Raw genomic sequence first — 14,538 nt, 5'->3', positions numbered from 1 at the left:
GGTGACGTTGTCACTATTATTTTTTATACAAAAAAATCAATAAGAAACAGGAAGATGTAGATGAATGATTTCTCTCTGGTGTGCCGGGTTCTGGGGTCACTGTTCTATCGTCAGCCACAAGATCCACTATTGGAACCGCTGTTTGCCCTGATCAGTCAAGGCAAGCTTGAGCAACACTGGCCACTGGAGCAAGGTGAGTTGCTGGCGCGTTTGCAGCAGGAGTATCAGCCAGATGCTTTGGCCGCTGATTATAGTGCGATGTTTGTGGGCGATGATTGCCGCGTGTCACCTTATGGTTCCGATTATGAGGATGGCTGCCCAGAAGTTGAAGTCAGAGCTTTTCTGCAACAGCGCGGTATGCCGCTAGGCGATGCGCCAACTGACCATTTTGGTGGATTATTACTGGCCGCCTCCTGGCTGGAAGATCAAGCGGCTGAAGATGAAGTCGCGGCACAAATTGCACTGTTTAATGACTATTTACTACCATGGTGTGGTCGTTTTCTTGGCAAAGTGGAGGCACATGCTTCCAGCGGTTTTTATCGCACACTGGCGCAGTTGAGTCGTGAGGGGTTGCAAGCGATGTGGGATGAGTTATCAGAAGATACCCTTCGTCCTTGACGCTACAACTGTGTTAGCGGCACTCGCGCACCCGAATCACTTACCAACGTAAGCTCATCGGGATTTACTCGTTTGCTGCCTTGTTGTAACGCCAATGACTTTGGGTATTACCCTTGGTTTTCGATGCTACAGCTATTTGCGGGCAGGGTCGATTAGTCAGTGAATGGGATGACTAGTTGGCCCGGCTTCACTTCTAAGCCTTTCGCCAGCTTCTTCGCCATCGCTTCTGCTTTACTCTTCTCGCCATCTAACACATAGGCGGGTTGCTGATCAAAATAGGACTTCAGTGACTGGTTCAGATAAGGCGTCAGCGCCTTCATCACGGAATCCATCTTCTCTGGTTTGACTGTATAATCGGTCAACTCCATATCTTTCAGGAAGATAGCGCCTTTTTCGCGATCGAATGTAGGCTGTGCTTTTAAGGTCAGCGTCATATCGGCACTTTGCGGGCCAAGGATCGAGGTGATATCCACTTTGGCGTTACCGGTTAATGTCACTTTACCGGGTTCAGCGCGACCAATCTGGCTCTGCAATTGCGTCAGGGTGATATGAGCATCAACCAAACCGGGAATACCAATCTGCTTTTCATAATTATTATGTTTTTGCAGGTAATCATTCACTTCCTGCTCGCTCAGTGAGTACTGAGTCAGTTGGTTACAGCCGACCAGTGTAACGGCCGTCAGCAGCGCCGCTGCGCCCCAAGTTATTCTCTTCATTAAAACCTCATAGCAATATGCACAATCACATCAGACAAGACGAATTTGCCCAATGATAACGGGTTAATCTGCTGTTTTGTATTATTAACCGTTGCTGTTCAACAACGGTTTGGGATTAGGCGCGTTTGGGACTGGGCGCTATAGTGCGGTAGTGCCCGGCAATTGCCCATCAGATAACCCTGAATCAGGGTGAATAACAGGCTAATTGCCGCTGAGCATCGCGGATTCAATCCGGCGCTGATTAAATTGCCAGTAGAGTCCAATCAAGGTCATTAAGCCAATAACACCTAACATGAACCACGGCAACTCCGGCATCTCAAGGGTGCGTCCCGTGTCGTACATCCAGCCGCCACCGGTATAACCCAATGCGCCACCCAGTGCCAGCCCGAGGCGGCTAAAGCCCATATAGCTGCCGCGAGCCCGTGAGTCGGCCAGTGATGCACCCAGGGTTTCACGGGCCGGTTCGGCGATGATTGACCCCATATAGAAGAAGCAGATAAACATAAACAGGGTTTGCAGATGGCTAATCAGGCCGATTGGGAACAGGCTGAGTGTCATGATCAACAACCCGGCCATCAAGCGCTGCTCAAGGCTAAAGCGCTTTTCGCTCCAGCGGGCAATCGGGTAGAGCAGTGTTAGAGAGAGCGCCGCTTCAATGGCATACATCCATTTAACCGCGGCAGGTGAACCGGCAATCTCATTGACCATGATTGGCAGCATCAGCATCACCTGCACAGCGAGCATGTAGTAGCCAGTCAGCGTCAGGACATAGGTCACAAAGCGGCGATCACGCAGCACCCGCATTAGCCCCTCTCTCATTGGCGCGCGGACAGTCGAGATGCGGTAAGCGGGCAGTAGCCAGAGATTCCAGCCCGCCGCCAGGACGAAGATAGCCGCGCCGGTCCAGCAGACAAAGTGGAAGTCGTATTGCAGCAGCCAACTGCCGATCAATGCGCCAATGACCGCGCCAGCACTGTCTTGCATCATCAGCAGTGAGTAAAAACGGCCACGTTCGTGCGGGCGGGTGAGTTTAATCACCAATGCGGTACGCGGTGGATCGAAAAGCGTGCCCCCTAAACCGGACAACGCACAAGCGAGCCACAGTATCCATGGCTCATCAGCCATTGCCATCAACGCGAAACCCGCTGCGCGCATCAGCATCCCGGTGACTATCATTGGTTTGGCGCCGAAGCGGTCGGCGATAGCCCCGCCGAAAATCCCGAGTCCTTGCTGAACCAGTTGCCTTAATCCCAAGGCAAGACCCACGATCAACGCGGCCCAACCCATTTGATCGACAAATCGGATAGAGATAAGTGGGAAGACAACGAAGAAACCCAACACCACTAATAAGTTATCAAGCAATAAAAAATACTTACCCAAGCTCCGAGCTTGCGATACCAAGGCCATGCTTCACCGTCAGAAATCAAATAAGGAGGGAATAGAAACTACATTTATGGTCTATAACCCATATATGGTCTATAGCCCATATAGTTTGTAGTGAAGTAGTTTGTACCCAAATCATCAGAAACGATAGGGGTTAGATTGATAATATTTTTTTATCGTCAATACGTTACCTCACCGACAATTTCATCATAGAATGATTTTTTAGTCCTTCAATGACACCATTTTGTGGTGTTGATATCTGAAAAGAGCGCAAGGGTGGTGTTACGCGACAGCGGTGTAACAGGTATATTGAAGCTTAGAGTCGCCGTTAGCCGCTAAATGCTAAATTAGGTGCAGCGCACCGCCAAGGGGAGCAGATGTTCGGCTATCATTCAGCAACACCTAAAATACGCCTAACCACTGACCGCATGTCACTGCGGCTGGTTCATGAGCGTGATGCTTACCGCATGGCGGAGTATTACGCTGAAAATCAGGTATTTCTCAAACCCTGGGAACCGGTGCGTGATCAAAGCCACTGCATGCCGTCCGGTTGGCAGGCGCGGCTGGGTATGATCATGGAGCTACAAAAACAGGGCAGCGCCTACTACTTTATTTTGCTAGATGCGGAGGAGAAAGAGGTGCGCGGGGTCGCTAACTTCAGCAATGTGCTGCGCGGCTCCTTTCATGCCTGTTTCCTGGGTTACTCATTAGGTGAGCGCTGGCAGGGGCAGGGCTTAATGTTTGAAGCGTTGCAACCGCTGATTCGCTATATGCAGCGGCAGGAGCGGATGCACCGTATTATGGCTAATTATATGCCGCATAATCATCGCAGTGGCAGCTTACTTGAGCGCCTGGGTTTTGAGCGCGAAGGCTACGCGAAGGATTATTTACTGATTGACGGCCAGTGGCGCGATCATGTGCTGACGGCCTTGACTAACAAAGAATGGACACCCACGCGCTGAGGTCAGGATGAAACAGAGTCTAAATGCATTAGAGGCCAGAGTGATTGGCTGTTTGCTGGAAAAACAGGTGACGACGTCAGAGCAGTATCCGATGTCGCTCAATGGTGTGACGGTAGCTTGTAATCAGAAAACTAACCGTGAACCGGTGATGGAGCTATCCGAATCGGATGTGCAGCAGACACTGGATTTTTTGCTGAAAAAACACCTTATCCGCACACAAAGTGGTAATAGGGTCATGAAGTATGAGCACCGTTTCTGCAATTCTGAGTTTGGTAACCTTAAATTCTCCCCAGCGGAGTTGGCGGTGATCACCACACTACTATTACGTGGCCCGCAGACGCCAGGTGAGTTGCGCACCCGCACCAACCGCATGTATGAGTTTGCGGATGTGAGCGAGACCGAAGCGGTGCTGAATCAGCTCTCCCAACGTGAAGATGGGCCATTTGTGGCGCGTCTGGCCCGTGAGGCGGGTAAACGCGAGAGTCGCTATAGGCATCTGTTTAGCGGCGATGCGGCAGCAACTGCACCCGCAGACGAGGGTGTTGACGGGGTAACCGGCACCCTTGAAGCCCGAGTTGCGCAGCTTGAGCAACAGGTTATGGCGCTGACACGCCGTTTGGATGAAGTGCTGATCCAGTTAGATGATTGATAAGGATGCTATGAACAAAGCGGGCGTTGGCAAAAAACTGCGTGTGGGTATCGTTGGCCTGGGGGGGATTGCGCAAAAAGCCTATCTGCCGATCCTGACCCAAGCGCTGGATTGGCAGCTGACTGGCGCATTTTCGCCCAATCAAATTAAGGCGCAGCCGGTGTGCGACAGCTACCGAATGCGCTATTTCTCGCGCTTGGATACCCTCGCCGCTGAGTGTGATGCTATTTTTGTTCACAGCAGCACCGCCAGCCATTTTCAGGTGGTGAGTGAGCTGTTGCGGGCCGGAATTCATGTTTATGTCGATAAGCCGCTGGCTGAAACACTGGCGCAGTCGGAGCAATTGATCGCTTTGGCCACCAAACAAAAGTTGGCGTTGATGGTCGGTTTTAACCGCCGTTTTTCGCCGTTATACCAGCAGCTTAAGCAAGAGATGGCCCTGCCGACCTCACTGCGCATGGAGAAACATCGCCAAAACGGCATCGGGCCAAATAGTGCCCGTTTTACCTTGCTGGATGACTATCTGCATGTGGTGGATACCGCGTTATGGCTGGCGGGGGAGTCGGCAACATTGACCAGCGGCCGCGTGCAAACCAACGCGCAGGGGCAGATGTTGTATGCCGAGCACCATTTCGACGCGGGCGATTGCCTGATAACCACCAGTATGCATCGCGATGCCGGTACTCAGCGGGAGAGTGTGCAAGCTATCAGCTTCGGGCGCTGTTATCAGATTAATGATATGCGCCAGTGGCAGCAGGAGTCTGATGGGCAGGTGATTAGTTTGCCCGCCCCCGGTTGGCAAACCACCCTGGAGCAGCGCGGCTTTGTCGGGGCTGTACGTCACTTTATTGACGCGGTGAGCCACCAAACGGCCCCGCAACTCTCGGGTGAAGAGGCGATTTATGCTCAACGCATGATAGAAGTGATGTTACAGCAGTAGAGTGCGGGCTAGGTTAGAGGCGCTGAGCAAGCATGAACAAAAGATCAGCGCTCTCAGTAAGTTGTTACACTTTTCGATGGCTATTCATAGCCGGTTACGTAGACTGGCGGCTGTTTTTAAACAGTATCAGGGCAGCGCTGATGCCCACCCTAACCCCAGATCAGAAACCTATGAATTTACTGAAATCACTGGCAGCCGTCAGTTCAATGACCATGTTTTCCCGCGTATTGGGCTTTGCCCGTGATGCCATTGTGGCGCGGGTCTTCGGTGCAGGTATGGCAACGGATGCCTTTTTTGTGGCCTTTAAATTGCCTAATCTCCTGCGGCGTATTTTTGCTGAGGGGGCATTCTCGCAGGCTTTTGTGCCGATTCTGGCTGAATATAAGAGCCAGCAGGGCGAGGAGGCGACACGAACATTTGTCGCCTATGTCTCCGGCTTATTAACCCTGATACTGGCGGTAGTCACGATATTGGGCATGTTGGCAGCACCTTGGGTTATCTTTATTACCGCCCCCGGTTTTACCGACACCCCCGATAAATTTGCACTCACCTCTGCGCTGCTGCGGGTGACATTCCCCTATATCTTGCTGATCTCACTGGCCTCGCTGGTGGGGGCTATCCTCAATACCTGGAACCGCTTCTCCATTCCCGCGTTTGCACCAACCTTCCTAAATATCAGCATGATAGGTTTTGCACTCTTTGCCGCGCCTTACTTTAATCCCCCGGTGATGGCGCTGGCCTGGGCCGTGGTGGTGGGCGGGGTGCTGCAATTGGGTTATCAACTGCCTCATCTGAAAAAGATAGGTATGCTGGTACTGCCGCGGTTGTCACTGCGTGATGCCGGGGTCTGGCGGGTGATGCGCCAAATGGGGCCGGCGATCCTTGGGGTGTCCGTCAGCCAAATCTCACTGATCATCAACACTATTTTTGCGTCGTTTCTGGTCTCAGGCTCTGTCTCCTGGATGTACTATGCTGACCGCTTGATGGAGTTCCCATCCGGTGTCCTGGGCGTGGCGTTAGGCACCATTTTGCTGCCCTCACTGGCAAAAAGCTTCTCCAGCGGTAACCATGATGAGTATTCCCGACTGATGGATTGGGGTCTGCGCCTCTGTTTCTTGCTGGCGTTACCCAGTGCGGTGGCATTGGGGATCCTCGCTAAGCCGTTGGTGGTGTCACTGTTCCAGTATGGTAAATTCAGTGCCTTTGATGCCGCGATGACCCAGCGAGCGCTGGTAGCTTACTCGGTTGGTCTGATGGGGCTGATTGTGGTTAAAGTGCTGGCACCGGGGTTCTACTCGCGCCAAAACATCAAAACCCCAGTGAAGATTGCTATTGTCACACTGATATTGACTCAGGTGATGAATCTGATTTTCATCGGGCCACTAAAACATGCGGGGCTATCGCTGTCGATTGGTCTTGGGGCATGTCTGAATGCCAGCTTGCTGTATTGGCAGTTGCGTAAGCAGCAGATTTTCCAGCCGCAACCCGGCTGGGCGCTATTCCTGACGAAATTGGTTATCGGCGTGATTGTGATGTCAGCGGTGTTGCTGGGGCTGTTGTGGGTCATGCCGGCGTGGGATATCGGCGGCATGGCTTATCGGCTGTTGCGCTTATCGGCAGTGGTGGCGGCGGGGGTGATTGCCTACTTTGCTTCACTGGCGTTACTCGGATTCAAATTGCGAGATTTTGCCCGGCGAAGCAATGGCTGATGTGACCTGCTGATGGTCAATCGGTTTGATGATAAAACAGCAAAAGGCCCCTTGGGGCCTTTTTTGTCGTCAATTATATTAGCTAAAACGGCGAGCGGTGAGAACTACATCCGCTCTACTGTGCGAATACCGAGGGTATCCAGACCTTGCTTCAGGGTTTTTGCCGTCAGCATCGCCAGTTTCAGGCGGCTTTGGCGGATCTCTTCACTTGCGGCATTCAGGATCTGGCAATGCTCGTAGAAACTGGAGAATAAGCCCGCTACGTCATACAGATAGGAGCACATCACATGAGGCGTCCCTTCGCGGGCGACGGTAGTGATGACCTCTTCAAATTGCAGCAGGCGCGTTGCCAGTGCCGCTTCACGATCTTCGGTTATCACCAGTGGCAGTGTCAGGCTATTCTCATCAACGCCTGCACGTTTAAACACCGAAACCACGCGGGTATAGGCATATTGCATGTAAGGTGCGGTGTTGCCATCCAGCGCCAGCATGTTATCCCAGTCGAAGATATAGTCGGTGGTGCGGCTTTTTGACAAGTCGGCATATTTCACCGCGCCAATACCGACCGCTTCCACCACCTGCTTCAGTTCATCCGCAGGCATATCCGGGTTTTTCTCGGCGATCAATTTGCCGGCACGCTCAATAGCTTCGTCCAGCAAGTCGGATAGCTTAACCGTGCCACCTGAGCGGGTTTTAAATGGCTTGCCATCTTTCCCCAGCATCATGCCAAACATATGGTGTTCTAGTGGCACTGACTCAGGGACGTAACCGGCTTTGCGCACGATAGTCCATGCTTGCATCAGATGTTGGTGCTGGCGAGTGTCGATGTAATACAACACGCGGTCTGCGCCCAGTGTTTCATAGCGATACTTGGCACAAGCGATATCCGTGGTGGTATAGAGGTAACCGCCATCTTTTTTCTGGATAATGACGCCCATTGGCTCGCCATCTTTGTTTTTATACTCATCCAGATAGACCACAGTGGCCCCGTCGCTCTCGACTGCCAGACCCTTGGCTTTCAGATCCGCAACAATGCCCGGCAACATGGCGTTATATAGGCTCTCGCCCATGACATCATCTGTGGTCAGGGTGACATTTAGCCGATCATAGGCAATCTGGTTCTGCGCCATGGTGATATCCACCAGTTTGCGCCACATCTGACGGCAATATTCGTCGCCGCTTTGCAGTTTCACCACATAGGCACGGGCGCGCAGGGCGAACTCTTCGTCTTCGTCATAGGTTTTCTTGGCTTGCTGATAGAAAAGCTCCAGATCCGATAGGTCCATATCGCTGGCGCTTTCATTCTGCATTTTTTCCAGATACGCAATCAGCATACCGAACTGTGTGCCCCAGTCGCCGACGTGGTTAGCGCGGATAACATGGTGCCCCAGGAACTCCAGAGTCCGCACCGCCGCATCACCGATAATGGTTGAGCGCAGGTGACCGACGTGCATCTGCTTAGCCACGTTAGGTGCCGAATAGTCAACCACGATAGTTTGCGGTTCAACCGGTGCCACGCCCAGTTTGGGTGCTGTTAACGCGAACTCTACTTTGCTGGCAACCCACTGACGGTCTAAGAAAATATTGATAAAACCGGGGCCGGCGATCTCAACCTTGCTGGCAATACCCTCAAGATCAAGCAGCTCAATGACTTTTTCTGCCAGTTGTCGGGGTTGCATGCCCATTTTTTTGGCAACGGCCATGACGCCATTAGCTTGATAATCGCCAAATTGCGCTTTGGCAGATTGGCGAACTTGAGCTTCGCTACCTGCTGGAGCACCTGCTGCAATCAGCGCCTGGCTGACTTTATCTGAGAGAAGAGCCTGAATATTCACCGGGTTACCTTAATTACGCACAAAAGAGACATTAGTGATGCACAAAAGAGTCTCTGTGCCAGTTAATTCAAACGTGGCCAGCGCCTGATACCGCAATCAATGAGTGACGGTGGGGCGGGCTGACAGCGTGTTAGTCGCAAGATGGCAGGATTTATACCATATTTGCCTTTCGGCGTCAGCATCGGGGCGGTGGTTGCGGTGAAGAAAGCCCGCAAAGAGATCAACTGACTATTTTATTAGCAATGATTGAGGTGGCGCCATAAATCAATCAGATAAAATATGGCTGATTAGCGCTAATAACTGTAGATTATGGCCGCTTCAATGTCGGAAATCGCCGCTTAAAAGGAGAGCCAGATGCGCCGTTTGCAAGATATCGCCGAATTACAGGATTTAATCACTGATCTGCCAATTTTTGAGCAGAAACTGGTGAGTTTTTCGGCCAAATTAAATTTGGATTTGACTCAATTTAGCGCCGACCATATTTCATTGCGCTGCTATCAAATTGAAACCGCGCAGCGCTGGCGTAGCGGATTATTACATTGTGGCAATTTGATGTCCGAGACGCAGATTAATGGCCGACCCATTTGTCTGTTCGATTTAGCGCAACCTTTAGCTATTGGCCCCTGGCAGATAGATTGCATTGAGCTGCCGTATCCGGGGAAAACCCATTATCCCCATCAGGGCTGGGAGCATGTGGAGCTGGTTTTGCCCGGTGACCCGCAAACCCTGCAACACCGCGCCCGAGCCTTGCTACCCGCGACATTTCCCGTGGGCATCAATGAAAAATTTAGTTCACCGCAAGGGGAGCATGAACGTTTAGCTAACCCAACGCTGGCGGTGAGTGATGGCGAGATAACCATTAAATTTCACCCATATACCTTGCGGCAAATAATAGATAGCGAGAACCATAACTAACGTAAATGGGTTATTTATTTCAACACCGACTATCACTTATGGTTATCACTGTGACTGACATCTACTCACGAACTCAAAATGGGTGCCATAGTAAGTCTCTAGCGCGCGGGATGAGATCCAGCTTTAGCGCGAGTGATATATTAAGCATATAAATTATTCAGAAATAGAATTATTCAATTCTTAGGTGATATCTATGCCCAGAGTTACCGGGTAAAACAACTGCCGCAGTGGCATCCGTCAAACGGGGGAGATAATGACTAAATTGGAAATTTGTTGCTATAGCGTCGATTGTGCGCAGGTAGCAGAAAAGGCAGGAGCCGACCGGATTGAACTATGCTGCGGTCAGTCCGAAGGGGGTTTAACACCTAGCGTCGGTGCATTAATGCAAGCCAGAGAGACCGTAACTATTCCGGTGCATCCAATCGTGCGACCTCGGGGCGGTGATTTCTGCTATAGCCATAATGATTTTGCCATCATCAAAAATGATATTGCGCGCATCCGTGATATGGGTTTTGCGGGCGTGGTCGTGGGGGTGCTGGATACTGATGGGCATATTGATATGCCGCGGATGCGCGAGATAATGTCCCTCAGCGGTGACCTGGCGGTCACATTCCATCGTGCATTTGATATGTGTCAAAACCCGATGGTCGCCTTGCAGCAATTAACCGACCTGAATGTGGCGCGGATTCTAACCTCGGGCCAGCAACAGAATGCGGAACTGGGGCTGTCACTACTGAAAGATTTAGTCGCCGCCACCCAAACGCAAGGGCCGATTATCATGGCGGGTGCGGGTGTTCGGCTGACCAATATGCAGAAATTTATTGATGCCGGTATTCGCGAGTTACACAGCTCTGCGGGGCGTTCGGTTCCCTCGACGATGAAATATCGCAAAGCTGGCGTGACTATGTGTGCCGACAGTGATGTCGATGAGTTTGCGCATTATTGTGTTGATGGTGAAGTGGTTGAGGCGATGAAGAGTTTGCTGGTGATGGGCGCACCACTTTCACGTTCAGCCTAGATCCTTCGTCCTTGAAGCTACAGCGTTGTTAGCGGCACTCTCTCACCCGAATCACTGACCAAAAGTCAGCTCATCGGGATTTGCTCGTTTGCTGCCTAGCTGTAACTCCAATGACTTTGGGTCTAGCGACAGAGACTGAAGCCACAGCGTTTTTAGCGGCTCTCGGTGGTTAATCCGAGGGCCGTTTTTATAGCTGAGGATTATGGCTTACGAGCGATTAATACGGCTCTAACTGGGGCCGGATAGCCTTCCACGGTTTTGCTTGGGTCTGTTGGATCGAGGAACTCAGCTAATGACTCGCTGGTCATCCAGTCGGTGCGGCGCTGCTCATCGGTGGTGGTCACCGCCATATCAGCGATTCTGACATCCACAAACCCACATTTTTCCAGCCACTCCTTCAATGCGGGTGCCGACGGAATGAAATAGACGTTACGCATTTGGGCATAACGATCGCCGGGCACCAATACCTGCCGGCTATCGCCTTCAACCACCAATGTTTCGAGCACCAATTCCCCCTCGCTAACCAACTGGTTTTTTAGCTGATAGAGGTGATCTAGCGGTGAGCGGCGGTGATAGAGCACCCCCATAGAGAACACCGTGTCGAAGGCTGCCAACTCGGGCAGTTGTTCAATGCCCAGCGGCAGCACATGGGCACGTTGGTCACCACCCAACAGCTTACGGATGGCTTCAAACTGACACAAAAACAGCTGCATCGGGTCGATACCCACTGCCAACTGGGCACCTTCACCAATCATGCGCCACAGGTGATAGCCGCTACCACAGCCGACATCCAAAATGGTGCGCCCGTCCAGTGGCGTGATGTGCGGCAATACCCGCTGCCATTTCCAATCAGAGCGCCATTCGGTATCGATCTCCAGCCCATAGAGAGAGAAGGGGCCTTTGCGCCATGGCATCAGGGCGCGTAACATATTTTCCATCCCCTCCCGCTGACCGGCAGAAAGAGGTGGCGACATCTCTGCCCGCACGCCATCGCGTAGATCCAGTGAGGTTGGGGTGAGCTGCGGCAAATGCTCTACCGCGTTAAACCAGGTTTTAAACTTGCCGTGCAGTGATTCGCGCTGCCAGGCACTGAGTTGCGCGGGCAGGGTATCTAGCCATGGGCTTAATGGGCCTTTGGCAATCAGCCGGTAAAAATCGCCAAATTCAATCATTGAGCCTCTCCTGCTTTCAGGGCAATTAGCGAACCAAAATTAAAACACTGGAACCAGACTTCCGCGTGCTCGAAACCGGCTTGATGCAGACGCTGTTTATGGGTTTCAACGGAGTCGGTCAACATGACATTCTCCAGCATGCTGCGTTTCTGGCTGATCTCCAGTTCGCTGTAACCATTGGCGCGCTTAAAATCGTGGTGCATGTTAAACAGCAGTTCGCCGATATCGCTATCCTCAAAGTTGAACTTCTCGGACAACACCAAGGCCCCCCCTGGTCGCAACCCTTGGTACACCTGATTGAGTAGCCGTTGGCGGTCAGCCGGCTCCAGGAATTGCAAAGTGAAATTCAGCACCACCATCGAGGCGTTTTCCAGCTTGATATCCAGAATATCTGACTCCACCACGTCGACGGGCGTCTCTGCGCGAAAAGCGTCGAGATGGCGACGGCAGCGCTCGACCATCGCGGGCGAGTTATCCACGGCAATGATTTTGCAACCTTCCGCCTTGATATTGCGGCGCATTGACAGTGTCGCGGCACCCAGCGAACAGCCCAGATCGTAAATCTGGCTATGGGGCTGCACAAAACGCTCCGCCAACATGCCGATCATCGAGATAATGTTGGAGTAGCCGGGAACCGATCGCTGGATCATATCAGGGAACACTTCAGCGACCTTTTCGTCGAAGGTCCAGTCACCTAATTTGGCAATAGGGGCAGCAAACAGGCTATCACGCTGTGGCTCTGTCGCCCCAGCGTGCTGGCGTTGCGCATCGTTTTGAGATTGAGTGTCGCGATTTGGCATGACTGTCATTGGCATTAACAAGAAATTAAAGGCGCATATTATAACAGAGAAATGGACAAATAAGCGCGATAAACCGAGGGTAAGCAGGAGATAGCGGGGGGAGACATGAAGGCGGGGATAACCCGCCCGGACTAACAGTGCTCCGGCGGCTTTGGTGCGCGGAGCGGATAACGCGGTAACAGGGTCAGGTTAGACTGAAAATCTGATCCCAAGGTAGGTAGTAAATATTAGCAATAACCATCAATACCAAAGAAACATAAGTGGCACTCATCCCAGAGCGACGCCAGCGAATTTCGCGATGGCGTAAACCATAATAATGCAGCAGGCGGCCGACTATCAGCATCAATCCACAAAGGTGAATCATCCACGTCAGTGCACCATTCATCTCCATCATAATGAGCAAAATTACAGCAATAGGAATATATTCTACGGCATTACCATGTACGCGGATGGCGGTTTGTAACTCATAAAAACCACCGTCGCCATAAGCTACCCGGTACTGGTTTCTTAATTTCACCACATCAAATGAAAGTTTGATCAATAACAGTGCGCCCAACACGACATAAAGCGAGCTAACCATTTTTAACTCCATTGCCCAACCATAGACTGGCTGAATGATGATAACCGCCTACCGGGTCACTGTCGCTAGAAAAATGGCGGGAGTGTCATTTCTTGAGTTTCAGTTTAGCGTTTGGAAAGAGGGGGTTGTCTGCGCGTGATAGTGGTTCACCGGAATCCCCACAGGCCAAGATGTGATTCCGGTGAGTGTATGGGGGCGTTATGCGTCTAGCGCGGCAAGAATTTCAGTGCTGCTGCGAACGCGGGAAATGCGTGGGAAGATATGGTTCACCGCAAACTGCTGCATCTCGGCACTCGCCGTGCTGCAACCATCTTCAGCAATCACTAACTCATAACCCAGTTCCCAGGCGGTACGGGCGGTCGATTCAACACCAATATTGGTGGCAATGCCCGCCAGTACCACGGTTTTAATCCCACGACGGCGCAACTGCAGATCTAAATCAGTGCCGTAAAACGCGCCCCACTGGTGTTTGATCACCTTAATATCCTGATCACTCACCGCCAGCTGCTCAGGGAATCTCCACCATGACTCGGGCAAACCGCCATCAGGGGTAGGGCTAGGCTGATCGACCGGCTGTTTTAGCGCCTCAGCGAAGGAGTCAGACCACCCCACGCGCACCAACACGACTGTAGCACCGAGTTGGCGAAATTTATCGGCCAGCCGCGCATTGGTTGCGATGACCTGCTCAGCGCTATAAGGGCCTTTGGCATAGGGCAAGATCCCCTGTTGCAGATCAATCAGTACCAGTGCGGTGGTTTTTGCATCAAGTTTCATTATGTCGGGCCTCGAGATCATGACGGGAGAATAGCGGCGGTTGGCTCAATCTGCTGACCAATTTATGCCAGCATAGGTTATCGGGCGCGCCTTGTGAGGGGGGAAATTTGTTAAATGATGTGTTAAAACATCACGGAAAGGGATTTTGTCGCACCTGAGCTGTGCGTTCGCTCTTATCTATGCTCCGAATTTCCTTTATAATGACCCCCTTTTTCAACACGCTAATCCAAAAAATACCTATGCCTATAGACGGTCGATTTGGATAAAATAGGGTGTGTAGCGCTTGCAACCATCAATTAGAGAAATTGCAGAAATTTTCCGACGCGCCACTGACTCAATGTCCTGCGTGTCATCAGCCTGCGTTATCGAAACTTATCTCTGCGGCCGGTTTTCAATTGAAAGGCACCGGCTGGTACGCGACAGATTTCAAACCGGGCAGTAAGAGCAAACCAGACAGTAGTAGCTGA

At 51.8% G+C, this 14,538-nt stretch carries 15 protein-coding genes; 8 read left to right on the top strand and 7 right to left on the bottom strand.

Annotation, left to right across the window (positions count from 1 at the left end; genetic code table 11):
* The first annotated feature begins 60 nt into the window (after positions 1–60).
* A complete protein-coding gene (locus HRK25_RS16990; RefSeq protein ID WP_005272045.1) occupies positions 61–618 on the top strand; it encodes a TorD/DmsD family molecular chaperone in 558 nt (185 codons plus the stop codon).
* 152 nt (positions 619–770) lie between these two features.
* Here the strand turns inward: HRK25_RS16990 and HRK25_RS16985 are convergent, their stop codons facing one another.
* Both HRK25_RS16985 and mdtH read right to left on the bottom strand, forming a co-directional pair.
* A complete protein-coding gene (locus HRK25_RS16985; protein ID WP_005272047.1) occupies positions 771–1,334 on the bottom strand; it encodes a lipoprotein in 564 nt (187 codons plus the stop codon).
* Positions 1,335–1,535: 201 nt separating this feature from the next.
* Positions 1,536–2,741, bottom strand: a complete 1,206-nt coding sequence (gene mdtH / locus HRK25_RS16980) for a multidrug efflux MFS transporter MdtH (protein WP_005272049.1) — start codon at positions 2,739–2,741, stop codon at positions 1,536–1,538.
* Between the two features lie 353 nt (positions 2,742–3,094).
* Between mdtH and rimJ the strand changes: the two genes are divergently transcribed.
* From rimJ to murJ, 4 genes are all read left to right on the top strand, one after another.
* Entirely contained in the window at positions 3,095–3,679 is a 585-nt protein-coding gene (gene rimJ / locus HRK25_RS16975; RefSeq protein WP_005272053.1) for a ribosomal protein S5-alanine N-acetyltransferase, read from the top strand.
* A gap of 7 nt (positions 3,680–3,686) precedes the next feature.
* Entirely contained in the window at positions 3,687–4,328 is a 642-nt protein-coding gene (locus HRK25_RS16970; protein ID WP_005272057.1) for a DUF480 domain-containing protein, read from the top strand.
* Positions 4,321–5,268, top strand: coding sequence for a Gfo/Idh/MocA family protein (locus tag HRK25_RS16965; protein ID WP_032896880.1), 948 nt, complete (start codon positions 4,321–4,323; stop codon positions 5,266–5,268). Before HRK25_RS16970 ends, HRK25_RS16965 begins: the two co-directional genes overlap by 8 nt.
* A gap of 170 nt (positions 5,269–5,438) precedes the next feature.
* Positions 5,439–6,977, top strand: a complete 1,539-nt coding sequence (murJ, locus tag HRK25_RS16960) for a murein biosynthesis integral membrane protein MurJ (RefSeq protein ID WP_005272063.1) — start codon at positions 5,439–5,441, stop codon at positions 6,975–6,977.
* Positions 6,978–7,081: 104 nt separating this feature from the next.
* On the opposite strand, the gene argS is transcribed toward murJ, so the two are convergent.
* Positions 7,082–8,812 (bottom strand): arginine--tRNA ligase, encoded by a 1,731-nt coding sequence (gene argS, locus HRK25_RS16955; protein WP_005272066.1) that lies wholly within the window; start codon positions 8,810–8,812, stop codon positions 7,082–7,084.
* Positions 8,813–9,166: 354 nt separating this feature from the next.
* On the opposite strand from argS, the gene HRK25_RS16950 reads away from it, so the two are divergent.
* Together HRK25_RS16950 and cutC are read left to right on the top strand one after the other, a co-directional pair.
* Entirely contained in the window at positions 9,167–9,727 is a 561-nt protein-coding gene (locus HRK25_RS16950; protein WP_005272071.1) for a VOC family protein, read from the top strand.
* Between the two features lie 253 nt (positions 9,728–9,980).
* Positions 9,981–10,745, top strand: coding sequence for a copper homeostasis protein CutC (cutC, locus tag HRK25_RS16945; RefSeq protein WP_032896882.1), 765 nt, complete (start codon positions 9,981–9,983; stop codon positions 10,743–10,745).
* 200 nt (positions 10,746–10,945) lie between these two features.
* Here cutC and cmoB read toward each other — a convergent pair whose 3' ends face one another.
* The 4 genes from cmoB to HRK25_RS16925 all read right to left on the bottom strand — a co-directional run bounded on the left by cmoB (position 10,946) and on the right by HRK25_RS16925 (position 14,071).
* The gene (gene cmoB / locus HRK25_RS16940) at positions 10,946–11,917 is read right to left on the bottom strand and encodes a tRNA 5-methoxyuridine(34)/uridine 5-oxyacetic acid(34) synthase CmoB (protein ID WP_032896884.1); all 972 of its coding nucleotides are present in this window, start codon (positions 11,915–11,917) and stop codon (positions 10,946–10,948) included.
* Positions 11,914–12,717, bottom strand: a complete 804-nt coding sequence (gene cmoA, locus HRK25_RS16935) for a carboxy-S-adenosyl-L-methionine synthase CmoA (RefSeq protein WP_032896886.1) — start codon at positions 12,715–12,717, stop codon at positions 11,914–11,916. Before cmoA ends, cmoB begins: the two co-directional genes overlap by 4 nt.
* Positions 12,718–12,901: 184 nt before the next feature.
* Complete coding sequence (locus HRK25_RS16930) at positions 12,902–13,297, bottom strand: MAPEG family protein (protein WP_019209819.1); 396 nt, start codon at positions 13,295–13,297, stop codon at positions 12,902–12,904.
* A gap of 198 nt (positions 13,298–13,495) precedes the next feature.
* Positions 13,496–14,071, bottom strand: coding sequence for a hydrolase (locus HRK25_RS16925; RefSeq protein WP_005272084.1), 576 nt, complete (start codon positions 14,069–14,071; stop codon positions 13,496–13,498).
* Positions 14,072–14,343: 272 nt separating this feature from the next.
* Between HRK25_RS16925 and HRK25_RS16920 the strand changes: the two genes are divergently transcribed.
* Positions 14,344–14,538, top strand: coding sequence for an FmdB family zinc ribbon protein (locus HRK25_RS16920; RefSeq protein ID WP_071984890.1), 195 nt, complete (start codon positions 14,344–14,346; stop codon positions 14,536–14,538).

The sequence above is a fragment of the Yersinia bercovieri ATCC 43970 genome (genome assembly GCF_013282745.1).
GTDB classification, from domain to species: Bacteria; Pseudomonadota; Gammaproteobacteria; order Enterobacterales; family Enterobacteriaceae; genus Yersinia; species Yersinia bercovieri.
Note: the sequence above shows the minus strand (reverse complement) of the source record. Positions and strands in the feature narration are given on the sequence as shown.